The organism is Pseudomonas sp. Gutcm_11s, assembly GCF_028649395.1.
In the GTDB taxonomy this organism is placed as follows: Bacteria; Pseudomonadota; Gammaproteobacteria; order Pseudomonadales; family Pseudomonadaceae; genus Aquipseudomonas.
Genome location: NZ_JAQSUW010000010.1, coordinates 165,519 through 190,609 on the forward strand (window position 1 = coordinate 165,519; position 25,091 = coordinate 190,609).

Annotated in this window: 20 protein-coding genes and 1 tRNA gene; 4 read left to right on the top strand and 17 right to left on the bottom strand. The window is 55.6% G+C overall.

The genetic code is table 11. The features are described from left to right. Positions 1-54: 54 nt before the first annotated feature. The 4 genes from PTT45_RS05420 to PTT45_RS05435 all read left to right on the top strand — a co-directional run bounded on the left by PTT45_RS05420 (position 55) and on the right by PTT45_RS05435 (position 3,144). Complete coding sequence (locus PTT45_RS05420; protein WP_273811951.1) at positions 55-747, top strand: ABC transporter permease; 693 nt, start codon at positions 55-57, stop codon at positions 745-747. After that, positions 747-1,436, top strand: coding sequence for an ABC transporter permease (locus PTT45_RS05425; protein ID WP_273811952.1), 690 nt, complete (start codon positions 747-749; stop codon positions 1,434-1,436). Before PTT45_RS05420 ends, PTT45_RS05425 begins: the two co-directional genes overlap by 1 nt. Positions 1,437-1,507: 71 nt before the next feature. Then, on the top strand, positions 1,508-2,713 hold the full coding sequence (locus tag PTT45_RS05430; protein ID WP_273811954.1) for a methyltransferase: 1,206 nt from the start codon (positions 1,508-1,510) through the stop codon (positions 2,711-2,713). A gap of 355 nt (positions 2,714-3,068) precedes the next feature. Further along, positions 3,069-3,144: transfer RNA gene (locus PTT45_RS05435), tRNA-Thr, on the top strand. A gap of 62 nt (positions 3,145-3,206) precedes the next feature. On the opposite strand, the gene PTT45_RS05440 is transcribed toward PTT45_RS05435, so the two are convergent. From PTT45_RS05440 to PTT45_RS05520, 17 genes are all read right to left on the bottom strand, one after another. Further along, entirely contained in the window at positions 3,207-4,400 is a 1,194-nt protein-coding gene (locus tag PTT45_RS05440) for a glycosyltransferase family 4 protein (protein ID WP_273811955.1), read from the bottom strand. 49 nt (positions 4,401-4,449) lie between these two features. Continuing rightward, positions 4,450-6,996, bottom strand: a complete 2,547-nt coding sequence (locus tag PTT45_RS05445) for an acyltransferase family protein (protein WP_273811956.1) — start codon at positions 6,994-6,996, stop codon at positions 4,450-4,452. A 6-nt stretch (positions 6,997-7,002) separates the two neighbouring features. After that, entirely contained in the window at positions 7,003-8,220 is a 1,218-nt protein-coding gene (locus PTT45_RS05450) for a glycosyltransferase family 4 protein (RefSeq protein ID WP_273811957.1), read from the bottom strand. 86 nt (positions 8,221-8,306) lie between these two features. Continuing rightward, the gene (locus tag PTT45_RS05455) at positions 8,307-10,136 is read right to left on the bottom strand and encodes a hypothetical protein (protein ID WP_273811958.1); all 1,830 of its coding nucleotides are present in this window, start codon (positions 10,134-10,136) and stop codon (positions 8,307-8,309) included. Continuing rightward, a complete protein-coding gene (gene cysC, locus PTT45_RS05460) occupies positions 10,133-10,762 on the bottom strand; it encodes an adenylyl-sulfate kinase (RefSeq protein WP_273811959.1) in 630 nt (209 codons plus the stop codon). The genes PTT45_RS05455 and cysC overlap by 4 nt, the downstream gene beginning before the upstream one ends. A 426-nt stretch (positions 10,763-11,188) precedes the next feature. Beyond that, on the bottom strand, positions 11,189-12,328 hold the full coding sequence (locus tag PTT45_RS05465) for a hypothetical protein (protein WP_273811960.1): 1,140 nt from the start codon (positions 12,326-12,328) through the stop codon (positions 11,189-11,191). Further along, a complete protein-coding gene (locus PTT45_RS05470) occupies positions 12,321-13,595 on the bottom strand; it encodes a hypothetical protein (RefSeq protein ID WP_273811961.1) in 1,275 nt (424 codons plus the stop codon). The genes PTT45_RS05465 and PTT45_RS05470 overlap by 8 nt, the downstream gene beginning before the upstream one ends. Further along, positions 13,592-15,175, bottom strand: a complete 1,584-nt coding sequence (locus PTT45_RS05475; protein WP_273811962.1) for a hypothetical protein — start codon at positions 15,173-15,175, stop codon at positions 13,592-13,594. The genes PTT45_RS05470 and PTT45_RS05475 overlap by 4 nt, the downstream gene beginning before the upstream one ends. A 106-nt stretch (positions 15,176-15,281) precedes the next feature. Then, positions 15,282-16,328 carry a pseudaminic acid synthase gene (gene pseI / locus PTT45_RS05480; RefSeq protein ID WP_273811963.1) on the bottom strand — a complete coding sequence of 349 codons (1,047 nt, stop codon included), beginning with the start codon at positions 16,326-16,328 and terminating at the stop codon, positions 15,282-15,284. A 209-nt stretch (positions 16,329-16,537) separates the two neighbouring features. After that, the gene (locus PTT45_RS05485) at positions 16,538-17,491 is read right to left on the bottom strand and encodes a hypothetical protein (protein WP_273811964.1); all 954 of its coding nucleotides are present in this window, start codon (positions 17,489-17,491) and stop codon (positions 16,538-16,540) included. Positions 17,492-17,544: 53 nt separating this feature from the next. Beyond that, entirely contained in the window at positions 17,545-18,084 is a 540-nt protein-coding gene (gene pseH, locus PTT45_RS05490; protein ID WP_273811966.1) for a UDP-4-amino-4,6-dideoxy-N-acetyl-beta-L-altrosamine N-acetyltransferase, read from the bottom strand. Then, positions 18,081-19,166, bottom strand: coding sequence for a UDP-2,4-diacetamido-2,4,6-trideoxy-beta-L-altropyranose hydrolase (pseG, locus tag PTT45_RS05495; protein WP_273811968.1), 1,086 nt, complete (start codon positions 19,164-19,166; stop codon positions 18,081-18,083). The genes pseH and pseG overlap by 4 nt, the downstream gene beginning before the upstream one ends. Positions 19,167-19,170: 4 nt before the next feature. Further along, positions 19,171-19,971 carry an SDR family NAD(P)-dependent oxidoreductase gene (locus tag PTT45_RS05500; RefSeq protein WP_273811969.1) on the bottom strand — a complete coding sequence of 267 codons (801 nt, stop codon included), beginning with the start codon at positions 19,969-19,971 and terminating at the stop codon, positions 19,171-19,173. A 2-nt stretch (positions 19,972-19,973) separates the two neighbouring features. Further along, positions 19,974-21,587: an aldo/keto reductase gene (locus PTT45_RS05505; RefSeq protein ID WP_273811971.1), complete on the bottom strand. Its 1,614-nt coding sequence runs from the start codon at positions 21,585-21,587 to the stop codon at positions 19,974-19,976. Between the two features lie 5 nt (positions 21,588-21,592). After that, the gene (pseC, locus tag PTT45_RS05510) at positions 21,593-22,750 is read right to left on the bottom strand and encodes a UDP-4-amino-4,6-dideoxy-N-acetyl-beta-L-altrosamine transaminase (RefSeq protein WP_273811972.1); all 1,158 of its coding nucleotides are present in this window, start codon (positions 22,748-22,750) and stop codon (positions 21,593-21,595) included. A 3-nt stretch (positions 22,751-22,753) separates the two neighbouring features. After that, entirely contained in the window at positions 22,754-23,752 is a 999-nt protein-coding gene (pseB, locus tag PTT45_RS05515) for a UDP-N-acetylglucosamine 4,6-dehydratase (inverting) (protein ID WP_273811973.1), read from the bottom strand. A gap of 20 nt (positions 23,753-23,772) precedes the next feature. Beyond that, complete coding sequence (locus PTT45_RS05520; RefSeq protein WP_273811974.1) at positions 23,773-25,077, bottom strand: nucleotide sugar dehydrogenase; 1,305 nt, start codon at positions 25,075-25,077, stop codon at positions 23,773-23,775. Positions 25,078-25,091: the final 14 nt, after the last annotated feature.

A 25,091-nucleotide genomic window follows, 5' to 3' on the forward strand; every position in this document is an offset into this window, starting at 1 on the left:
GCGTCCGACCGCCGCCGCCTTCGGGCGGCGGCCGTCATTCTGCAGTAGCCTCCCATGATCCTCGACTTGCACGGCTTCGGCCCCGCCCTCGCCGCCGGCACGCTGGTGACTATCCAGCTGGCCCTGTCCGCCCTGGCCTTCGGCCTGGTGCTCGGGCTGCTCGGCGCCTTGGCCAAGACTTCCTCGCACAAGCCCCTGCAGTGGCTTGGCGGCACCTACTCGACCATAGTGCGCGGCGTACCCGAGCTGCTCTGGGTCCTGCTCATCTATTTCGGCACCGTCAGCGGCCTGGCCGCCCTCGGTGAATTCCTCGGCGTCGGCAGCCTCGAACTGAACCCCTTCGCCGCCGGCACCATCGCCCTCGGCCTGTGCTTCGGCGCCTACGCCACCGAGGTGTTCCGTGGCGCCATCCTGGCAATCCCCAAGGGCCACCGCGAGGCCGGCATGGCCCTCGGCATGTCCAAGGGCCGCATCCTGTGGAAGCTGATCCTGCCGCAGATGTGGCGCATCGCCCTGCCCGGCCTGGGTAACCTGTTCATGATCCTGATGAAGGACACCGCGCTGGTCTCGGTCATCGGCCTCGAAGAGATCATGCGCCGCTCGCAGATCGCCGTGACCGCGAGCAAGGAGCCCTTCACCTTCTATATGGTCGCCGCCTTCATCTACCTGGGCCTGACCGTCATCGCCATGATCGGCATGCACTTCCTCGAGAAGCGCGCCAGCCGCGGCTTCGTCCGGAGCGCCTGATGAACTGGGAAGTAATCTACAAGTACCTGCCCAGGCTCCTCGAAGGCGCCTGGCTGACCGTCGAGCTGGTCGCCATCGCCGTCATGGCCGGCCTGATCCTCGCCCTGCCCATGGGTATCGCCCGCGCCTCCAAGCACTGGTACGTACGCGCCCTGCCCTACGGCTACATCTTCTTCTTCCGCGGCACGCCGCTGCTGGTGCAGCTGTTCCTGGTCTACTACGGCCTGGCGCAGTTCGATGCAGTGCGCCAGGGTCCGCTGTGGCCCTACCTGCGTGATCCGTACTGGTGCACGGTGATCACCATGACCATGCACACCGCGGCCTATATCGCCGAGATCCTGCGTGGCGCCATCCAGGCCGTGCCGCCCGGCGAGGTCGAGGCAGCGCGTGCGCTGGGCATGTCGCGCGCGCAATCGATGCTCTACATCATCCTGCCGCGTGCCGCGCGCATCGGCCTGCCGGCCTACAGCAACGAAGTGATCCTGATGCTCAAGGCCAGCGCCCTGGCCAGCACCGTGACCCTGCTGGAACTGACCGGCATGTCGCGCACGATCATCGCCCGCACCTACCTGCCGGTGGAGATCTTCTTCGCCGCCGGCGTGTTCTATCTGGTCATCGCCTACGTGATGGTGCGTGCCTTCAAGCTGCTGGAGCGCAAGCTGCGCGTCGACGCCTGCCAGGGCCGCTGATTCTCCGTAGTCCCTCTCCCGCAACGGGAGAGGGATAGAATGCGCGACATCTCCGCACATCATCGCCACCCATGATCCTCACCGGCCCCGCCCTGCGCGAACGCTTCCAGGCCCTGGACGACTTCATCGTCGCCCACCAGCACCTGTGGCGCCCCAAGCCCTTCACCTTCCTCACCCAACCCTGGGCCGCCGAGCATCCTGAGCTGGCCGCCTGGCTGCGCGAGCGCAGTCTGGAGCAGGCCGAAGCCGCGCATAACCATCCCGAGCTGCTGGCGGCCCCGGCGCCATTCCCCACCATTGCCCAGCGCGCCGCCGCACTCGCGGCACTGGGCGAGCATCCGCCGCGCTCGCTGGGCGCCCTGCCACGGCGCATGGATGTCGATGTTCCGGGACGCAAGTGGCAACAGATCGAGGCCTTCGCCGAACGTCTGCAGTTCCAGCAGCAGCCCAGCCACTGGCTGGACTGGTGCTCGGGCAAAGGCCACCTCGGCCGGCTGCTGGCCCAGGGCGGCCAGCAGCTGACCTGCCTGGAATATGATCCGGCACTGGTGGAAGCCGGGCTGCGCCTCAGCGAGCGCCTGCACCTCCAGGCAAACCATCTGCAACAGGACGTGCTGGCCGCGGATGCCGGCGAACGACTGCACGCCGAACACAGCCCGGTAGCCCTGCATGCCTGTGGCGACCTGCACGTGCGCCTGCTGCAACTGGCGAGCGCGGTGGGCTGCACGCAACTGGCGGTAGCGCCCTGTTGCTACAACCGCATTGCCGAGCAGCACTACCAGGCGCTGTCGACAGCAGCACGGACATCCACCCTGCGTCTGTCCAAGGACGACCTGAGCCTGCCGCTGGCCGAGACGGTCACCGCCGGCCAGCGCCAGCGCCGCCAGCGCAACCAATCCATGGCCCGGCGCCTGGCCTTCGACCTGCTCCAACGCCAGCAGCGCGGCGTCGACGAGTACCTGCCGACGCCCTCGTTGCCAGTCAGCTGGCTGACCAAAGACTTCGCCACCTACTGCCACGACCTGGCCGCACTCAAGGGCCTAGAACTACAAGGTGTGAACGACTGGCCCGCCCTTGAGGCAGCCGGCTGGCAGCGCCTGGCCCAGGTGCGCAACCTGGAACTGGTGCGCGGTCTGTTCCGCCGGCCACTGGAACTATGGCTACTGCTCGACCGCGCATTGTTCCTCGAAGAGCACGGCTACCGGGTACGCCTGGGCACCTTCTGCCCCTACCAACTGACCCCGCGCAACTTCCTGCTCCTCGCCGAGCGAGACTGAGCGTTCATCCACAGAAGCTGTGGATAACTCTGTGCGCAGTTTCTGCAGAACTCCCTGCAAAGCCTGCTGTGCCTGAGCCTCAGGCGCTTGCATCTTTTTTGATCAAAGATAAAAAATCCATAAAAAACATATCGTTATGCGAAACACGGGCACAGCGCACAAAATCCGTGCAGCACGCCACACACCCAGCTCTTCTTTGTGCATAAACATATCGCTGCTGATATCCGGCCCAGCCCCCAGCACGCCTGCGCAATCGAAAACACTCCCCTGCTGGGACCATTCCCCACGGTCGCGCAATCGGAATGCTCTGCTTGGTTTACAGAGACGAAGCAATGGCTATAATGGCGGCCCCTTCGCCGGTATAGCTCAGCTGGTAGAGCAACTGACTTGTAATCAGTAGGTCCCGGGTTCGATTCCTGGTGCCGGCACCAAATAAAAAAGGCTCACCTCGGTGAGCCTTTTTTATTTCCTGTCCATCTCAGGCGCGCTTGCGCTAATCCTGCATACAAGCCAGAACATCCTCTGCCATGTCGTGCATGATTGTTCGTCGAGAAAACGTCCGAACAAAGTCTTTCCGCGGGGTCGGGGCCAGAGACAGTTGCTCTAAAGCCCTCACGCCACCCTCGACATCACATGGCGCAAAGACTGCGGCATTGCCTACCTCGCAAGCAATGAACTCCGCAGCGTATCCAGCTACTCCCGCCCAGACAGGTTTTCCCGTAGCCGCATACTCGAAAAGCTTCGACGGTAGGACGCGTTTGAAGGCAGGGAAATCATTGAGGTGCAGGAACAGCACATCGGCTTCCCGATATAGCTCCAGCAGCTGTTTCCGCGCCACCGGAACGAGTAGCTCGACATTGTCCAGGGTTTCACCAACTTGCAGGGCGTCGCGTAACGCGTCGAGGCGCCCTCCTGCACCCACGACGCGAAAATGCACCCGTCCCCGCAGACGCCGAGCCAGCTCAGGCAAGATCAGGTGCATACCCTGTCCATCACCGAGATTCCCGGCGTACAGCACCTGTAGCAGCTCCCCATCGGGACGCGAGACCAATACCTCGGCAGAGTCCGCAAAGGTCTCGAATGCCTCGTCCACACCATTGGAAAATACAGCGAAGTCCCGCGTCGGGTAGCGCGGCCGGAAATACCCGAGAAAGCCCTGCGAAACCAGATTGACTCGCTGCGCGCGCCCCACCGCCCAACGCTCAAGCGCACCAAACACCCAACCGAGGGGCATGGCTAACAGGGAAGGGAACAGCACCATGAGGTTCTCGACGAAGATATCTCGGAGATCCAGATAGAGCCGGGCATTTTTTCGGTAGGCAACCCAAGCCCCCAGGACAGCTGTCATCAGGCGCGAAGAGGTGGCTACCACCAAGTCATATTCGTTGTCGGCAGTCAGACGCTGCACCTTTCGCACATACCGCCAGAAAGATACTCCCTGCCCGATGAACCCCCTGCGCATTTGGGGCAAGTGGATGCGGCGCACATACAGCCCGGAAGACTCTTCGACGGAGACGGCTTCGAGGCAGTGCTCCGCGTAGCGATTGGGCTGCGTCGTCAGCACTTCGATCTGCACATCCTCACCAGCCTTCTGACGCAGCGCCTGCACCAGGGCTGCAGCGCGGAATGACCCTGCCGACAGATCAGGCGGATAGAAGAAGGTCAGCAGCAGTATTCGTTTAGGCATCAGGTCTCAGCCCACCCGCGCATCGAAAGCACCACTTAGGCATAGCCCATCAGTCCTTAGTGGGCGCAATGGCCCAAGCGATATGGTGGATAACAACGGCTCCCTGCGCGGTTGCATCGTAACGTCCCAGCACCTTCCCCACCGATGGGTAAATAGACACCTCTAATGCATCTGTCCCCCCCGGCAACGTGTACTGGGCCTGCAATTTCCACTCGCCAGCAGCGACACTCACATCAGCCTCGAAGGTACCACTCTCCCCACGCTTGGCCAGTTGAGCAGATGTACAGTCCAACATTACGTCGTATTGGCTCTCGCGCTCGCCCTGCCGGGCTTTCAGGCGCAACAGCGGCAGCGCGTCCGAGCAGGAAGTCAGCGTCAGCTGCATGCGGATCGGAGCACCTTGCTGCAGCTGCAGCAGCTCATCCTCGGCGAAGCTATAGCGCGAGACCGAGAAAGCCTCAGTGCTGAGATCGGCCAGATATATACCCTCGGCACGCTTCTCGCGCCGAGTATTGCCACGCCATTTCTCCCCTAGCATCAGTGAGCTCCAGCTCTTCACCGGAACGTTGAAGGTTGCCTTACCACGCTCAAGCAATGCCTCGTCCAAGGGACGCGCCCCCGTCGCAAGTATGCCGCCACCGAGGCGGGCAAAGAAATCAGGCACGCCTTGCTCTCGCACAACCTGCAGACCGAGCGCCCAGGAGCCTTCCATACTCAGATGGCTAGCGTCGAAATAAACCAGACGCCCATCGAGATAGGCGCTGCACCGCCCCTCTGGGCATAACTGCCCACGAGGATCGAAGAAGTGTACGTTGTCCCGCGCCGCTGCCAGCGCCGACAACCGAGCATTAATTGGTAATACACCGGGGCGCTCAGCACTACTCTCGTTGCACGTGAGCACCGGCAGCTTAAATGCCTTCTGCAAACACTTGCGATTAACCGCCAGGAAGTTCGGTACATTGGCCAGGATGATCACCTGCTTGCCCTGCCCAACCAACTCATCAACTGTAGCTTCGAGATCCTCGAAGAAACTGTCACTCCTGCGCGCATGAACGGCCCAGGCCGCCCCCAGAATCACAGTGGAGTAGCCGCCTAGGTGCTGGCGAACCACATCAATGGAGGCCAAGCAATGTTCCAGCCGCTCCGGCTTCTGAGTGGAAGCTGCTCCCTGCAGCAGAGGCGGGCAGCTACTGTGCGCCGCATTGCGGAAGGCAAAGCCACTTGCCTCGGCAAAGGCTCCCAGCATGCCGACATAGTGGGCCGCGTTGGAGTCGCCCCATAGCAGCACGGAGGGTGCCCGCTCGGCATTGACGATGCAGGCCTTACTCTGCAGCTCTGCCTCACTCAGCCGGGGACGCTGACATACATACGGATAGGAATAGGCAGCCGGCGCGGGGCTCAAACGCTTGATATCCGCCTGATACTGCGCATCAAAACCGTATAGGCCGAAACCATCGCTCCATAGGATAGCGCCGCAGAGCAGCAACAAAGCTGCAGCGTTGATCGCGACGAGCCGCCACATCACTTTGGAGAAACTCCAGCGCAGTCGCCGGCAAGGCTTCTCAACCCAACGGTAGCTCACGACCGACAGCAACAGCATCAGGCCAAACAACAGTATTCCAGCCAACGGCTCAACGCCGCCGTAGACATAGCGATAGAAGGCCAGCACCGGCCAGTGCCACAAATACAGGGAGTAGGAAATCAGCCCTACCAGCACCAGCGGGCGCAGGGCCAGCAACCGGCTCACACCCATGCCTCTGCCACTACCGGCCCAGATCAGTAGAGCTGCACCCAGGGTAGACGGCAGAGCGTTGACCCCAGGAAACCCGATGTTCTCGGTGATCCATCCCATGCTGACAGTGATCAGCCCGGCTCCCGCCAAACCGAGCAACAACCTGGCCCAGTTGTCCATTACCGCATGCCCACGGCTCAGCCAGATAGCCAGCAAGGCACCCACCATCAGCTCGCCGGCTCGGGCCGGCAGCATGTAGTAGGCAAACATAGGTTCCTTGGGGATCAGCACCTCCGCCAGCACGAAGGACGCGAACATCAGCAGCAGCGTAGCCGAGAGTAGCCAGCGCCGAGTAAACCGCGTCAGCAGCGCAAGCAGGATGACCGGCCAGAACAGGTAGAACTGCTCCTCTACCCCCAGCGACCAGAGATGCAGCAACGGCTGCAGGTTGCTGTCATCGGCGAAGTAGCTGACATCAAGAAAATAGGTGAAATAGACGTTGGCAGCAGAAAATATCGCCGCCAGGGACGAATAGCTCAACGCGCTAAGATCTTCGGGTAGCAGTACAAAATGCCCAACCAGCAGGGTGGCCAACAGCACCACAAACAGCACCGGCAGGATGCGCAGCGCACGCCGCCGGTAGAACTCGCCCCAAGAGAAACCCTGGGCCGAGCCAGCATCCTTGATGATGTTGCCGGTGATCAGGAAACCCGAGATAACGAAGAAGACATCGACTCCGGCAAAGCCTCCGGGTATGAGGTTGGCATCGATATGGAACAACACCACAGCCAGCACCGCGATAGCACGCAGGCCATCGATATCCGGGCGATAGTTGGCTTTGGTGTCGTGAGCGAGGGCCGTCATGGTCGCTTAGCTGGCAAAAGGTCTCGATTGGCCGAGAATCCGGCGATACAACTCAACCAGCTGGCTCTCCTGCACCTCCCAGCTCAAGGTGGGCGCCGCCGCACGGGCGCAACCCGCATGATGTGCGCGCAGCTGGGCGTCGCCGACCATGCGGCGCAGCGCACCAGCCAGTGCCTCGCTGTTGCCCTCCGGCACCAGCAGGCCGAGGTCATGCTGGCGCACGATGCGACGAATCTCCGGTAGGTCCGATGCAATTACTGGCAGGCCAGCCTGCACGTACTCGAACAGCTTGTTGGAGTCAGTGGTGTAGTGGTTCAGGCAGGTGTTCTCGATTGGCTGCACGCCGATATCGGCCGAGGCGGTATAGGACGGCAGCTCGGCCAACGCGACGGTCGGAATAAAACGTACCCGCTCCTCGATCTGCAGCTCTTGTGCAATTTTCCGCAGGCTGGCATCCAGACGCCCACCGCCGACAAAGACGAAGTAAGCGTCCGGAACCTGTCCTGCAATTCGTGCCAACCGCTCCAGGCCACGTCCCTGCTGCACTCCGCCCTGGTAGAGCACGATAGGCCAGGGCTCATTCAGATCGAGCTCCTGACGGATACGATTGGAAACCTGGGGCGACTGCTCTCGAGGGCGGTTCTGGAGCACCAACGGGCGCGCAATGCCGTAGGCCCTGGCAAAGAACTTGGCGCGCGCCTCGGTCGTCGTAATGGTCCCATCGGCGCGCGGCATCAGGTGCTTCTCGACGATGGCAACCAGCTTGCGAAAACTGGTATAGCCCTCACGGCTGGTGCTGATCTCATGAGCGTCATAGACCAGTCGCGCGCCCGAAAGCCGGGCTGCCAGCCAGGCTGTAGGCAAGGTATTCACATCATGCGCGTGCACCACGTCGGCGCGTAGGCGCACCATGTGGCAAAGCAGTGCCAAGTGGGTCCAGGCGCGCGCAGCGATGCGCAGCAACTGCATGGCAGGCCCCATGCGCCCAAGGCGACCGTTAGCAACCGATACCGTAGGAGCACCCGGGGACGTAGTACGACGCAGGCGCCAGAATGGGCTGCGGGCCACACGCACCACCTCAACGCCAGTGGAAACCACCTCACGCGCCTGAGTAATACCTGGCGCATGCAACGCATGCACAATGACGCGATGTCCTGCAGCAGTCAGGCTTTCCGCCTCCTTGAGAACACGAGCATCATTGCGAAACTCGTTCCAGACGATCATTGCAACACGTGCCAAACATCCCCCTAGGCCATGGCCCGATAGCCATGGTCGAAATTCACAAAATTCTGCTAGCGAAAACCGTTCCGTTAGCGATCCAAAGCGTCAAGGGTGTCAAGAAGCTCCCCGAGCAAGGCGAACGCCTCAAGGTAGGCCCAGCGAGCGCAGCGCTCTTCGAAAGCAAAGGCCAGAGCCGCTAGCCGCACCTGCAATGGAGACAAGCTCCGAAGCTCCTCGCTGCTCTCACAGGCTTGCGCAAAGACCTGATCCAACCGCGCCAGCCCAAGTTCGAGAGGCCATCCGCTGCCGATTGGTTCGAGGGCCCAACTCTCCCACCTGAGCGCCTTCTGGGTGCCCCCCAGTACATATGTGTTGTCGAGCGTGATGTCCGGATGATAGAGGCGCAGGGGAAGCTCTCCGAGCGCACTCTGCAGGCGTAATGGCACGGCCGCGAAAGTATTCACAGACTGCCGGATATCGGCATCCAGCCAGCGCGAAAAGGCCACGCAACGCGCCCACAATGCCGGATTACAGCGCTCGACCAGGCTGCCCGGCTGGCATGTGGCAAGAAGCGCCTCCGGAACCTGCCAGGTGCAAGATTCGATAAATATCTGCTCCCTGCATGCGTAAACCGCTTGAATATTCTCTGGCGGACTTACTTGCTCCGCCCAATCGTACAGATGTGCCGCGAAGCCATCGTGCTCAATAACCGTCCGCAGCCTTACCGCAGCTTCACCCGGATACAGAGCCAGCAAGGCCGCAGCGCGGTTCACCCGTCTCGCTTCCTGGCGGTTGAATAGCTTGAACAGAAAGTATTCTGCGCTCTGCCCTGCTCCAGTGCATGCCAAGTGCAGCGTCAGCTCACCTTTGCGTCCCGCATCCAACTGTTCGATGTGCGTCTCACAGGCACTCATGCCCGCCGCACTCAGCGCGTCCCTCACCCAGTTCGCACAGTGCTCAGGGGCGGCAATGCCCCAGAAGTCAGGCTGCCCTGGCTCGCTCCGACGAAGAAGCGCCTCACCTCCCCCACCATCAAGAAGCCCTACCGGCTCGGCAGCAAGTTCGTCAGCCCGCTCAAGCGGATCACGAAAGGATTCGTCCCCATCTTCCTCTTCATCGAATGCTCCTATCTGCTGCCCACCGAGCACCAGTAGGACCCGCTCACGTTGACTGTAGAGGCGCGCGATATTCTTTAGCGCCATCGCCAGACGGCTGAACATCTGCCGGCACAGCAACAGGATCAGAATACCCATCAGCAGCCCTTTGGCTTCGCCATAGAGAAAACCCATGACCAAAAAGCCGAACACCAGCAAAAAGCCACAGGCAGACAGCACATCGATCAAACGAGGGAACTGCACAACAGCCTTATCGAGCAGAGTCGGCAGCCATGTAAACACCAACGCAGAGAGCAAAGCGCATGTAGCGAAATAACCCAGTACCACAGCCAGCAACTGGCCGTTGCTCCAGCCCAGAAAGATCAATACGCCGAGAGCAAATGCCGAGCCGCCAGCTATCGTGATAATCCCTCGATAACAGCTCAGGGCAATCTTCTGCTGCTTCGCAAACGCCTCACCCTCTTGGCGCTGCACGATAAGCCGGTCGCTCCCCACTCGAGCGAAGGTCGCCCCAATGAAGTCCATCAGCAGATGCATCATGTACAAGAGCACTGCGGCTACTGACAGCAGCAAGATCAGCCGCTCTCGCTCGATACCCGCCAGGAATCGAGGAAAGTAGCCCGGCACTCCATGTGAGCCAAGCAGGATCATTACCTTCAGCGGCAATAGAAAAGCCACGATCTGAAAGACCTGCGAAGACAGCGAAACCAGAATCGAAACCAGCACTTGCAGGGGGGCTACTCGTACCAAGCGGCCAACAAAGCTCGACAGCCAAGCCAGAACGGCAGAGTAGTTAGCAATCAAGACGACCACCGCTCGGGGAAAACCTTGCTCAACAACTGCGCCACAAGCGCGTCGACGCCATGGGCTGCAGTATCCAGCCTCACCTCCGGGCTTTCAGGTTCTTCATAAGGGCTGTCGATACCTGTGAAATCGGCGATCTTGCCGCTGCGCGCCATGCGGTACAGGCCCTTCGGGTCGCGCGCCTCACATACCGCCAACGATGTCTGTAGGTGAACCTCAAAGAACTGCCCAGGCTCAAACAGCTCGCGGGCCCGAGCTCGATCTTCGCGAAAGGGAGAAATGAACGCAGCAATCACTACCAGGCCGGCATCAACCATAAGCCTGGCTGTCTCCGCCACCCGGCGAATGTTCTCATGGCGATCAGTGGCACTCATTCCTAGGTCCTTGCACAGACCATGGCGCACATTGTCGCCATCCAGCAGCATGGTATGCAGCCCCGCACGCTGCAGCTTCACCTCCAGCGCATTGGCGAGAGTTGATTTGCCTGAGCCTGACAAGCCGGTAAACCAAATACACACAGGTTGCTGCCCCAGGGTCTGCGCCCTCACAGCAGGCGCAACACTGGTGTGACTCCAGACCACAAACGATGCTCTGTCGTTGTCTCTCTCGTACGGGGTATCAGCCATGCTAAGACCTAAGAAAAAATCGCTACTTAAATTTGTATATACAAAAGAGAGCTAAGAACCAAGACCCGCCGGCACAGCGTGCCTATAGGCAAATATCTTAACAAAGCTTACGAACCGCTTACAAAATACCGAAGCACCCGGAAGAGATTTAATATTTAACCACAGAGCATAATTCAACATAAAATCAAAACATCACGACCCGAAAACCAATAAGCAACCGCAATAAACAGAGACGCAGACAGCCAGAAACTGAAAAATCAGCCAGACCGCCCCTAATTAAATAATTCGTTACAGCCAACACCCCTCCGCATAGCCGCACACAAAAATTTGCGACCTTCACAAAGACACTTCGCGCATAAAGTATCTTTCGCTCCAATAGCCCTACAAATATCAGCAACGGAGAACATCATTACCTGAAAACAATCTCTATCTAATTTCACAAAGCAATCGCGCTGCATCTTCAGCGCCATTACGCCCTTGATAACATGACTTAACATGCTCACCAAGAAAGGAATCTATCGCTAGATCTAACTGCCTGTCATTGACATCGGTTAGCACCTTATAAGGCCCAAAGTTAGTCGCCATCTCAACACGACGCAACTGGTCATCCGCCCCTGTCGACATATTGGGGACGAATAGACTCGGCAACCCAAGCATGACTGCCTCACAGACCGAGTTATAGCCTCCGGCCAGAATGGAGAAATCGAATGCCGAGAAGTAACGGCTGTTCGGATAGTCCACTATCACGCTATCAGCGTTCAGATTAGGCTCAGGCTTCAGCGCTATAGGAGACTGCCCCAAGACAACCTCGACGCCCCGGCGCTGAAGGTGCTTGATCACGGCATTTTGCATGTCCGCAATGCCGTTAATATTACCAGCGCCTAGCTGTACATAGGCACAGGGGCGGTCTTGGGAAAGGCGCAACATCCTGCGCGCGGTTGACCTCTCCAGCAGGTCCTCCTTATCCAGCAGTGCGATAGGGGCCACTCGACGAACCTTAGTATCAGCTTCCTCATTGAAAGACCTCAACTCAGAGAGCTCACCTGGCGCAATAATGTTGTCGAAAAGCTCGATATAGCCCTGAAGCTTCTCCTGATCGACTCCCACCTTATACAAGCCACGTTTGATCCAAACATAACGGATGCTGGTATACAAACGCATGATCCGCTGCAGCCCCAGATAGGGTGCCGTACCATCAAAAACCAGCATGCCGGGCCGATGAAGCTCCAGAACAGCCTCAATGCTCTTAAAGAACAATTGGTTCCACGCAGCCGGACTTTCATCAAGAAGTGCTGCCGGGGTTACATGGTGGCAAACGAAGCCTGCACGATGCACCAAGGTAACGCCTATGCTTGTGGTGAGAAAGACGATCTTGGCGTCCGGCTTCTGCTGCTGGAGACGGCGAGCGACCGCTAAACTGCGGGTCAGATGCCCTAGCCCCGCACCATTGATGGGAAGAAAAAGATAAGTATTAGAGCATCCGGTGTATTTAAGTGAACGCCAAGATGGCACCCGCAACCAAACCGACTTTATTAAGCCTCGTGCGAAATCTCCAACATTAATCACGAAGCACAGCCCCTATTGTTCTTTGGGCCTCAAGCAACACCGCGCGCCACTCCTCATCAACAGCTGGCGAATAAATTTTAAATTTCGGCAGCCAGTCTGTGCCGTAAAAACCATCATTCCAGAAGCTAGCACGCAGGTCATCAAGAATCAGCTCGCGGGTAATGCCACCCCTTACAAACCCATAGTAATCCGGCGTCACACTATCAAGAGCGAAACACTGATAGACCCTCACTCCCGCCTCTAACAACTCAATCGCCACCGAGGAATTAGGAACCACCGCTATATGCTCATATTCCGGAACAGCATCCAAAACTTCTACATCAACCACCGCGCGTATTGCTTCTACAGGAACACGAGGGTGGCGTTTAACTGAAACAGTAATAACCTTAGGATTACCCCTTAATGCCTCAACGCATGCGTGAACCTGAACCTCATCAAATACTGAGCTCAGATAAACTACAACGTGAACATTAACAGGAGCGGGCTTGGATAGCCGCCCAATACCCGACAGCTCAAAAACCCTAGGAACAACAAACACACGGCCTCTTACAGGAGAAATCGCCTCATAAGTTCTATGCGAGCGCACATTCCTCAATATAGAATAATCGAAATCCAAAGCAGGAAACTTTTCGGTCACTTCAGCATGCTGAACATAGAGCGTTTGAACACCTATAATCTGCATGACCATGCTGAATGCGACCGGAAAATCCGTATGATCGTTAGCGACCACCGCTAACTTATTAGTAGCATTAACACGACCAACCGAACTCAAGTATATCCATCCAAACAGCCGCGCATAAGAAACCAAGTACTTATACGACGTAGGGCAGATCTTAATCCGCAAGACATACAGAAGAGAAAGAACAAATATCAATGCAAAAACAAATCGCGTCTTTAAACTGTGTCTTGAGCGAATCTGCTCAACAAAGGAAATATTGCTCTCCCGGGAATATCTAAAATTCACTCCCGGAGAAGAGAAGGTCTCTGCAAAATACTGAAATTCTCGTTCATTATTCCTTGACGCCCCACAGAAAAGCACTTGAGCCGCAGGAATATCAAATCTCCGCACCGCGCCCGACAGAAGATGGCGCATTAAATTCTTCACTACAGCCCCAATGCTGCGAAAGCCTTTAGCGAAGAAATATTTCTCCGTAACTTTCTCAGTAATATAAATCTCGGGGACCTGCCCATAATTTATAATCTTGAAATTTCTCTCCAATCCCTTGTAGAAGAAAAATATGAATCTTATCGCTGCTATGACTTTCAAGACTCAACCTCAGAACCCGATACACACGAGACCAAATACTGCCCGACATCCAATGCCACAGCACCTTTCTTTGCCGCCTCGGCTATGAATGTTTTACCAATAAAGCCAGCAGAAACCAGGAATACAACTCCAGGACGGGCAAGGGCTATTATCTCTTGCTCATACCGGCGATATACAAAAGGTAAAATATCCTCTTGCGAGCTAGCAAACCCTTCGCCACGAAGCAGTCGATGAGTTGGAATATCTATAAATGAGAACTTAGCGCAAGAAAAATATCTTGCTAGCCTGGTCGAACACAACCCCGAGACAACAACCACTTTATCGGCCTGCTCACAAATTCTGCCCAAGAATTCCGCATTAAAAATAAAGAGATTGCTTTGATCCTCAACGACTAGGCGCGAACGGAGTAATGGCGCCCCCCCTTTCATCACCGCCAGAATTCGACACATGACGGAGTTCATGGGATAGGCATCAGCCTTTATTAAATTAAAATCCCTAATCAGCCTGCTAACCGTCGGCACACCAAGGATAGAAGCGACTTCAATGCTATCTCGGAATCGCAAGACCAGTTCGGCCCTCAACGCGTTATCAAGAGCGCTCCCCCACCAATGCAACTCTTGGCGGAGCAACCCTTCCTCCGTCACAAACTCCCCATCACAGCCAAAGCCATAACATTCGCCATCGCCAAGCCTGATATATGCACAGGCCTCTCGCGATCGAATTTTATCTAAAATATAGGAACGGATCTCTTCCTGCCTACTTGGAGCATAACGCGCATCAATATAATTTCTCGCACTAGGCAGACAATCAAAAGTCGGCTTAAAAGTATCCGAATAATAGCGAGATATATAAAATGGAAGCGCGCAAAATGTACGCTCAAGCTCAAGAAAACCGCCCTGGCCGCTCAATTGACGCTCGTACATACCAAGCTTCACAAGTGCAGCAGCAGACAATTCAGTGGAGAACATATCTCGCCACTTCAAAAACAAATCTTCTCGTGAGTCCTGGGCAATTCTAGCCAACACCTTCAACTTCAAATGCTCAGAGATATCTCTACCCCTGATACCTGCGGACTCTAAAACCCAGAGAAGCTCAGCAGCACTATATCGCCGCACAACAAGCCCGACCAGCAGGCCTTTAAGCTTACGCAGTTGCTGCTCAGGCCCAGCATACACACATATACCATTGATCGCGCCTGATACATCCTCCCTCGTCAAGCTCCTAAAGTCTTGAGCAAGGCAAGATCTAATGAAAAGATAAGAGCGCATTTCCTCGCACACAACACTATTGCATTCTCTAAGTAATAGCTGCCCAACCACACTAGCACTGTCAATTTCTCGATCAAAGAATCTATAACAATATACCGGCACATGATCTTTCTGGCCCAGCCATACATTCACTTCCTTCACCGGATCAGCGCTAGAAAGAAGCTTTCTCTTCCGATGTCTACTCAACAGCAACAGGCAGGCCTTAATAATCGCGCGTTTCGAAAGGTGATAAAGCCGTCGCCCCTGCCCATACCATTGTTTAGCAAGCGAATAAAGGTAGCCTTCCCTGCTGGAGCCTAATCGATGTTTCACACGCCAATTCCTACTCTCGTCAAAGCCTCGAAAGCTCCACTGATAAGGTGGGCAAGCACCCTATGCTCACTTTACCATCGCTATGCCATTTGACCTTTCAATTCACTCATTTTCCGAGAGACTCCCAAGTGACCGGAGTTCCACGAAAAATGTCTCTGATAACTTTTACACCTACCACTTGATCAAAATATTTCGGTTCCAAACCCAACCCCGGCCTGATACGTCGAATATCTCTCTCGGTTATCACATCACCAGCCTTGAGATCCCGAACAAAATAGATAGATCGGCGGAACTGCTTGTTACCGCTCTCCGCCTGCTGCCGCTCAAAACCGGGTTTACCCAATGCAGACCAAGCATCCTGGGTATCCTGACAAAGGCGTTGCAACTCGTGAGGCTCTAGGGAAAACTCACTGTCCGGCCCCTTGTCTTCCCGGCTGATGGTGAAGTGCTTTTCGATAACGCAGGCTCCCAGCGCAACCGCAGCCACCGACACGGTAGTGCCTAGCGTGTGGTCAGACAGGCCAGGAATGGTGCCGAAGCGCTCAGCCAATACCGGCATCTGCATGAGGTTGGCCTGGTCGACCGGGGCCGGATAGCTACTGATGCAGTGCAGCAGCACTAACTGCTGGCAACCCCCTTCTCGCGCAGTGGCTACAGCCTCTGCAATCTCCTCTTCGGAGCACATACCCGTGGACATGATCATTGGCTTACCCGTGCGTGCCACATACCGAATCAGTGGCAGGTCGGTCGCCTCGAAAGAAGCGATCTTGTAAGCGGGAGCCCCCAGTTCCTCCAGCAGGTCAACGGCACTCTCATCGAATGGGGTGGAGAAGAGGGTGATGCCCAAGTGCTTGGCATAATCGAATATCTGTTTATGCCATTCAAAAGGTGTTTCCGCCCACTTGTACAGGTCATACAGCTTGTAGCCGTCCCACAACCCACCGCGGATCATGAAATCTTCACGATCGCAATCGATGGTCATAGTGTCTGCGGTATAGGTCTGCATCTTGATGGCATGAGCGCCACTCTCGTATGCGGACTTGATTGTCTCGAGTGCTCGTTCCAGAGAGCCATTATGGTTTGCAGACAGTTCCGCAATCACATAGGGAGGAAAGCCTTTGCCGATCTTTCTGCCGTTGATTTCACAGATCATGATACATACCAATAATGATTAAATAAGGCCAAGAAATAGATCAAAATAAATTTTGAAAAACCACCACAGCTAACTCGCCAGCTAATGAGCCTCGAACCATGAGTGCACCCATGCACCCGGCTCTATCGCCACTGCCTCTATAAATCCAGCCTAAACATAGCTCCTAGAAAATATAAAGGATACAAAGCACTGCAATCCACACACAAAGATTACAACCAGTAACCTTTTAAAGCATCAAAATCCACCCCCGAAGATGAAACAAACTTAGAGAAATATCGACTACAAAGCTCATTGTTGCCATCTGCATTAGCTTTCTTTATTAGCGCCCTTGTGAAGCCATCAAAAAATGATGCCTTACCAAGCTTAGAGCTGTTGAACTCAGCAAAAATCAGCTTCTTCATTGCCCTTAGATTTTTTTCACTTATATGAGGCAAAATCTCTCTAGAAATATCTACCCCACGGGCAGAAAGCCCACTATTGGCACTCTCTATCAGGACAAGCTCTTCCATGTCTATTTCTTTCCCCATAAGAGAAATAAAAAACGACTTTAAAAATAGCTTAGCTCCAAGAATATTAATGGACTCGAACGGGACTACTCCGAAGTCCTCGCCAAAATCTGAGTAAAACGCATCGGCTATTTCGCACCAAGAAATCTTATGTATATCGACTCTCTCGACAAACTCTTGGAAAGACAAAGTTCTGCCTTCCTTGATTTGCTGCAAATAACAAGACTCTATAAAGCTATCTTGCTTTCTAACAACTAAAGCCACGCGGCAATTTTGATTCCTGAAAATAGCCTTAAGCGACTCAGAGACCGCATCTACATGGGTGTATATCCCTTGATAGCGATCAAGTGCTGAATGCCCCAGAACACCTTCCCACGAGATAAGAATATTTTCACAGGGAGAAAGGTCAATGATTTCGTCCATGCACTTCCTTGTCCTTTCTATACCTTCAAAGAACTTACGCTCACTCAATTCTTTTTCGGTATTAGCAATTGCTCTGAAATGCGAAATGAAAGGAGTATCCGCTATATCCTCTACCAGCAAACAATCAACATTGTACTTTTCTCTGAAAAGCGCTCTGTTCTCCCTCATATTTTGTTGTATCAGTGTGGAGGCAGACTTATGAGCGCCGACATGGACATATACTTTCTTTTTCATGATTGCATTACAGAAGAATTCATTTTATTCTCGGGATAAACGCCTATGTACGCTTATATAGCACAATCTTGCGCAGCACTTTTAGAAGCTTGCCATTCCCGCTGCAATAGACCGAAACAGTATACCGACTGATAGCTAGCGCCATCTCCGTGCTGCTCACGAAGGCAACCTTCCTCCATGAAGCCCAGCTTGCGATGCAGCGCCAGCGACCGAGGATTGCCCTGCAGCACCTGCGCAGATATCTTGTGCAATCCCAAATGGGTGAATCCATGGTTCAAAGCCAAGGCAAGCATGTGCTTGCCAGTGCCCTTGGGAGCATCCGGAGCTGCGTGAAACCCCCACTCGGCAATGCCGCCCGAGGCTGATTCGCTGAAGTTGATGAACCCCTGCAACACGCCACCCTGCTCAAATACCAGCAGATGTTTGCGCGGATTCGTAGACGCAGCTGCAAACCATGTCACGTGCTCACCCCAGGAAATTTCTCCGGAGTTGAACATGTAGCGACGCACCTCAGGATGGTTGCGCCATGAGAGAACGGGCTGGAGATCCCTTTCCGCCATTATCCGCAGAAGCCCTTCAGTATCTCTGCTCATGCTGACTCCAACATGTATGAAGCGACTCGACCCGCACCTTCGCCATCACAAACGGCGGCAGCAGCAAGATTGAATGCCCCTAGGGCCGCTGAAACCTCGGCGAGTGCCGAGGCAAGCCTCTGCGAAATATCCACCGCACTACCAAGCCAGCGAGCAGCCTTGGCGTCATGTAGGGCCTGCGCGCCGCGCAACTGATTGTCTGCCAGAGTCACCAGCAACGTGGGCAGCCCCATGCAGCAACGTTCCCACGACGAGCCACCTGCGGCACCGATGGCTAAGTCACTATTGGCCATCAGCTGCGACATGTCTCGGACGTTGACCATCACCTCGCCGGCAAAGGGGAGCTCCTGCAGCAATTCCTTCACCTGCTCGGTCCACGGAGCGGTCGCCCCCATGATCACAGTAACGCGGCAGTCGTTCGCTAGGCCGCAATCGCGAAGCGTCCTGAGAACCTGAGTCGTGGCATTCGGTAGATCTACACCGCCCATGCTGACGAGTATCTGTCGGACGCTGGAAAGTTGGCCACGGCGCCGCAGGCTGTAGTCGCGCAGCTGAGCGAACTCTGGACGTAACAGGGCGTACTGCGGCCCCGCCAAAACCACGCTGTCATCTGGAACCAATCCTCGGTACGCCTGGGTTGTACGACCAAGATTCTGGTCGAGAAGCAGGTCGCTCAGATGCGAGCGGTCAGCAAGGTCATCAATCACCAGCAGCTTGCCGCAATGCACCCGCTGAACACCCTCCCATTGGGCATCCAACGCGTAGTGATCCACCACCAGCCAGTCGGGGCAAAGCTGCTGTAGAAGCGAGGCACAATCTCTGGCGTCTTGCTCCTGGGTAACTCCCAGCCATCGGGCGTGAGTCAATACTCCGTCAACAGGTGCTTGCGCCGACACTGCGAGCGGATGCACGGAGTAGCCGCGCTCGCTTATCAGTGTCAGTAGATGGCCCGGATGCGCCCTGCAGATAAAGTGACATTCTGCGCCGCTCCGCCTCAAAGCATCGGCCAACGTCAGACAGCGCATGACATGGCCACTTCCAATTTGCAGCGAAGCGTCTGCGCGAAATGCCACCACTTTCATGAAGTCACCAGGAAGTCCAGCCGCCATCGACAACCAAGTTAGCCCCATTGACGAAGGAGGAAGCTGACGATGCCAGAAACAATACAGGGCCTTTTATTTCCAGAGCTTGCCCAATACGCCCTAGTGGTACCTTCTGAGCAAGAGCCTGAATAAATAGAGGACTCCCTGATTGAACTGCTTCAGAAGGAAATGGCCCCGGGGAGATACTGTTGACACGAATACTCTCACGACCGAACTCGCAAGCTGCATAGCGTGACCACTGAATCAGACCAGCTTTTGCTGCCCCATAGAAAGGAGGATTCACTACCTGCGGGTTGTCGTAAATTCTTTGATCCGGACTTACCAGCGCATACATCGAGGCGATATTGATAACGCTGGCATCCCCCGACTGCCGCACCGCCTTACGCAAAGCGGGCAGTGCCTGCTGCAATAAATTATGCGCAGCAAGCAAAGTGACCTCATAGCTTTTGCCATAGGATGCAGCATCGGAAACCTCTACGCTGCCAGCCCCCCCCATGTAGGCATTATTCACCAAAATATTTAGAGCTTCGCCTCTGTGAGCCTCGAAGAAACCTCTGATGCTGTCTAAGCTGCATACATCGAAAACTGCGGGCTCGGCATGTAGCCCAGCATCCCTGAGCTGGCGCACGAGTCCATTACTACGCTCCTCGGATCGAGAGTTCACCAGCACCTTCGCACCTGCCTCAGCAAGGGCGAATGCCATAGCAGTGCCTAGGTAACCAGTGGCCCCAGTTATCAGCGCAACCTTACCGGCAAGAGAGAAAACCTCAGTTCCGTGCTGCATCCTCACTTTCTCCAGAGAGCTGGATTCAAACTTTTTTCTGTAAGCATCGGGCGGCCTGCTTCAACTTCTTCGAGCTGTGCATCGGTGAGCCCCTGCTCACAAAAGATATTGATGTTCGCAGACATCTGCTCGACCGTCTCAACACCAACGACGACCCCATCCACCCAACGCTGCGAAGAGAGATAGCCTACGCACAGATCAAGAACGCTTCGCCGCCCACAATACTGCACCATATCCTTCAGCCACTTCATAACACTTGGGGCGTCCTCCACGTTTGCCGTGGCCCATACGCAAGGATCAGTACTAAGCAGAACACCCTGAAGAAATGCGCTTCGAACATGGAGAACCAACTTTCTCGATGCTTTAGCTTCCAATATGCGGGGAATACAAGAGGCCCATCGCCAATCGAGTATGTTCAGCGGCATTTGTATATACGCTACATCTTCGCAGGCCAGCGCAGATATCAATTCAACCGGAGATTGCACGGACACGCCCAGTTCACCGATGCGCCCCCTGCTTCGGTGGCCTTGAAGACTGCTCCAGACTGCGCCATCCCAGTCATGCAAATGGCTGGATCTGTGCAGCATCAGCACATCAAGCCTAGGAGAGTTCAAATTGACACAAGACTCGTAGACACTCGCATCCACAAAGGCACTAACAATACCGGGGCCAGCATCTTCAGGGCAGTTCGCAAGAGGCGATAATTTAGTAATAACCTTGGTTCGCCCCTGCCATCCCCCTTGCAGTGACCGACCAATGACTATCTCGCTATCTCCATATGCCCGCGCCGTGTCCAGATAGGAAACGCCATTGACGATAGCCATCTTCACTATCTCACGACTCAACTCAAGTGCAGGTTTTCCTGCAACGTTCGTAATACCGTAGCTAATCCCGAGTTGAGCAGTACCAAGCACGAGTTTGGTCGCAGCCTTATCAGTAACAGGCTGATATCGACCACTCGAGAGACGCTCAAGTAACTCGAATGACGACACAGAAACAGGGTCGTCGACACCTGCAAAAACCTCTTGCACTACAAGGTAATCATCCAAACAGTCCACGGTACAGCGAAGATGCCCTTTGCCAATAGATCGATACTTGTCAAAAGCCACCGAACCGCACTTGCGGATGACATAGGGGGTAACGTGTTCATGATCATAGGGATCATGAGAGTTATTGTTGGCCTCGCGTAGCAAGCCAAGGTAGGTCACTTCTGCACTCATGCCATACGGCAGTCCGGACGGAACACCGTTGCAGCACATATAGCTCAGACCGCTAGTGAGAAACGCCTCTTCCACCTCATCAAGGAGCCGTCCATCGGGGAAAACATTGTCGGCTGTCAGGCGAAAAACAATGGTTTGATCACTGTATCCAGACAGGGCATCCACCACACGACTGAGTGTGTTTTGCAAGCTACCGCGATGGCAAACAAGCCCATGTGCCGCAAGTAATGCAGCCAAACCATCATCACTGGAGTCATCCGAAGTAGCGACTACCACCTCCCGCCCTGTATTAGCAGCACGCCGAGCGGCCAATACAGCAAGCGGTATTCCATTGATCGGCAACATAACCTTTGCAGGAAGGCGTGACGAGGTAGTGCGCGCCTGTAGAACAGCCACACCTCTCAACGTAGCACCCCACCCAAAACCTTCACGACATAATCCTGCTGCTCCTCGCTCATGGTCTGGAACATAGGCAGGCTGATGGCCTCGGTGTAGTAACGTTCAGACTCAGGGAAATCGCCAGCCTGGAAACCCATGCGCTGGTAGTGCGGCTGGGTATGCACAGGAATGTAATGAAGATTCACACCAATGCCCTGCTCACGCAGCGCAGCGAAGACCTGAGCATGAGTTGTGTGCAGCTTGTCCAGCTGCAAGCGCACTACATAGAGGTGCAGGCCGGAGTATGAATCCGGATGCTGCCAGGGCGTGACCACAGGCAGATCAGCAAGCAAGGTGTCGTAACGTTCGGCCAGCTGATGGCGGCGTGCAACGTACTGATCAAGCCGCTCCATCTGGCTTACGCCCAGAGCAGCCTGTAGCTCGGTCATGCGGTAGTTGAAGCCCAATCCGATCTGCTGGTAATACCAGGGACCATCGGCCTCGTGAGTCATCTGCTGCGGGTCACGGGTAATTCCATGGCTGCGCAACAGGGCCATGCTTTCGGCCAGTGCGGCATCGTTGGTCAGGGCCATACCACCTTCCGCCGTGGTGATAATCTTCACCGGGTGGAAACTGAATACAGTTATGTCGCTGTAACGGCAGTTGCCGATGAACTCACCCTGATACTTACCGCCGATGGCGTGGGACGCATCTTCGATGACCTTGAAGCCATAGCGCTGAGCCAGTGCGGCAATGGCCTGCATATCGCAAGGCTGCCCGCAGAGGTGAACAACCACGACAACTTTCGGCAGTTTGCCTTCGCGCTCAGCTACCTCGAGCTTGGCGGCAAGCGCCGTCGGGCTCAGGTTGTAGGTGCGCGGGTCGATGTCGACAAAGTCCACCTGGGCGCCGCAGTAAAGCGCGCAGTTGGCGGACGCCACGAAGGTTACCGGGCTGGTCCACAGCCAATCCCCCTGCCCCAACCCCAGCGCCAAGCAGGCAATATGCAGGGCTGAGGTGGCACTGTTGACCGCCAGGGCATGCCTGGCGCCCACATGCCCAGCCACGGACTGCTCGAAACGCGGCACCATCGGCCCCTGCGTAAGGAAGTCCGAGCGCAGCACTTCGATCACCGCATCGATATCAGCCTGAGTGATGTCTTGCCGGCCGTAGGGGATCATGGCTCAGATGCTCCCGATCTTTTCGCGATTCACGTCAATCCAGGCCTGCAGATCCGCATCGCTCATCCACTCCGAGTTGTTATCACTCGCGTAGACGAAGCCTTCAGGCACTCTAGTGCCGTCCTTGATGCGCTTCTCACAGGTAGCCCAGTTGTTGATGGTGGGCAGAATCTTGAAATGCTCGGGATACTCGTAGGTGTAGTAGGCATCCTCGGCACTGATCATCTGCTCATGCAGCTTCTCGCCGGGGCGAATACCGATGATTTCCTGGCGCGCATCGGGGGAGACAACCCTCGCCAGATCGGTCACCTTCATCGACGGGATCTTCTTGACGTAGATCTCACCGCCTTCCATGTCCTCGAAGGCATGCCAGACCAACTCGACGCCCTCTTCGAGAGAAATCATGAAGCGAGTCATACGCGCGTCGGTGATGGGCAGAACGCCCTGATCCTTGATCGACATGAAGAACGGAATAACCGAGCCACGCGAACCCATGACATTGCCGTAGCGCACCACAGCAAAGCGGGTGTCATGCCCACCAGAGTAGGAGTTGCCGGCGACGAACAGCTTGTCGGAGGCCAGCTTGGTGGCGCCATACAGGTTGATCGGGCTGCTGGCCTTATCGGTGGAGAGTGCAACGACACGCTTGACCCCTTTATCGATACACGCATCGATCAGGTTCATAGCGCCGTTGATATTGGTCTTGACGCACTCGAAAGGGTTGTATTCGGCCGTCGGCACGATCTTGGTGGCTGCGGCATGCACGACATAGTCGACACCATCCAGCGCACGGTATAGGCGGTCCTTGTCACGCACATCGCCGATGAAGAAGCGCACACGGGAATCGCCCTGAAACTTCTTGGCCATATCCCACTGTTTCATCTCATCGCGCGAGAAGATGATGATTTTCTTGGGGTTGTACTTCGCCAGCGTCATCGGCACGAAAGTATTGCCGAATGATCCCGTACCACCGGTGACTAGAATTGTTTTATTGGTAAGCATTTGTTGGTTCTCCGGCACACTCAGGCCTTGACGATGTTGTCAGCAGGGCTGAGGTACCTGCCACGGGAGTCGACAATAAGATTGGCGCAGCGACTAATCATGTCGAAATCGAATTTGTCATGATCGGTAGCAACGAGAATGCAGTCGTAACCACGGATGACTTCCTCGCTAAGCGTCACACTGGACAGGTCGAAATGGTGCTCACGCATTTTCGGGAATACCGGAACGTGAGGATCGCTGTAATGCACTTCAGCCCCCAGATCTCGCAGCTTCTCCATCATGAACACCGACGGAGACTCACGCATATCGTCGACGTTCTTCTTGTAGGCAATGCCTAGCACCAGAACCCGGCTGCCATTGACAGACTTTTTGCGTTCATTCAGCGCGCTAGTGACCTTGGCAATCACGTAGTCAGGCATTGCCGAGTTGACCTCTCCCGCGAGCTCGATGAAGCGAGTGTGCAGCCCATACTCACGAGCCTTCCAAGTCAAATAGAAGGGGTCGATCGGGATGCAGTGTCCACCGAGCCCAGGCCCCGGGTAGTAGGGCACGAAGCCAAAGGGCTTGGTGGCCGCAGCGCGGATCACTTCATGGATATCGATGCCCATTTTGTCAGCTACGATCTTCATCTCGTTGACCAGGCCGATATTCACGGCGCGGTGGATGTTTTCCAGCAGCTTGGTCATTTCCGCAGCACGCGTGCTGGAAACCGGAACGACGCGATCAATCACCTGGCCATAGAGCGCCATACCGACCTCCTGGCAGGCCGGAGTATGGCCACCACAAACCTTGGGAATGGTGCGCGTCGTGAAGTTGGGATTGCCCGGATCTTCACGCTCGGGCGAATACACCAGGAAAATGTCGGCACCAACCTTGAAACCACGGGATTGAATACGCGGCAACAACTCTTCATCCGTGGTTCCCGGATAGGTAGTGCTCTCCAGCGAAACGACCTGGCCCGCACGAAGATGAGGTACGAGGGAGTCGGTCGTGTCCAACACGAAGCTCAGGTCCGGCTCGCGATATTTGTTGAGGGGAGTCGGGACGCAAAGGATCAACGCGTCGACATCGGCCGCTCGAGAGAAATCGGTCGTAGCCTCAAAACCCTGAGATACGGCATTGGTGATTGAGGACGCAGAAATATGCTCGATATAGCTTTCACCGCGCGCGATGCACTCGATCTTGGTTTGATCAATATCAAAACCTACAACCTTGTACCCCACCTCGGCATAGCGCAGAACCAACGGCAATCCAACATAGCCAAGGCCAACGATACCAATGCAAGCCGTACGCTCATTCAAGCGCCCCAGAAGCTGCTGCTTCATCTAAAACTCCTGAC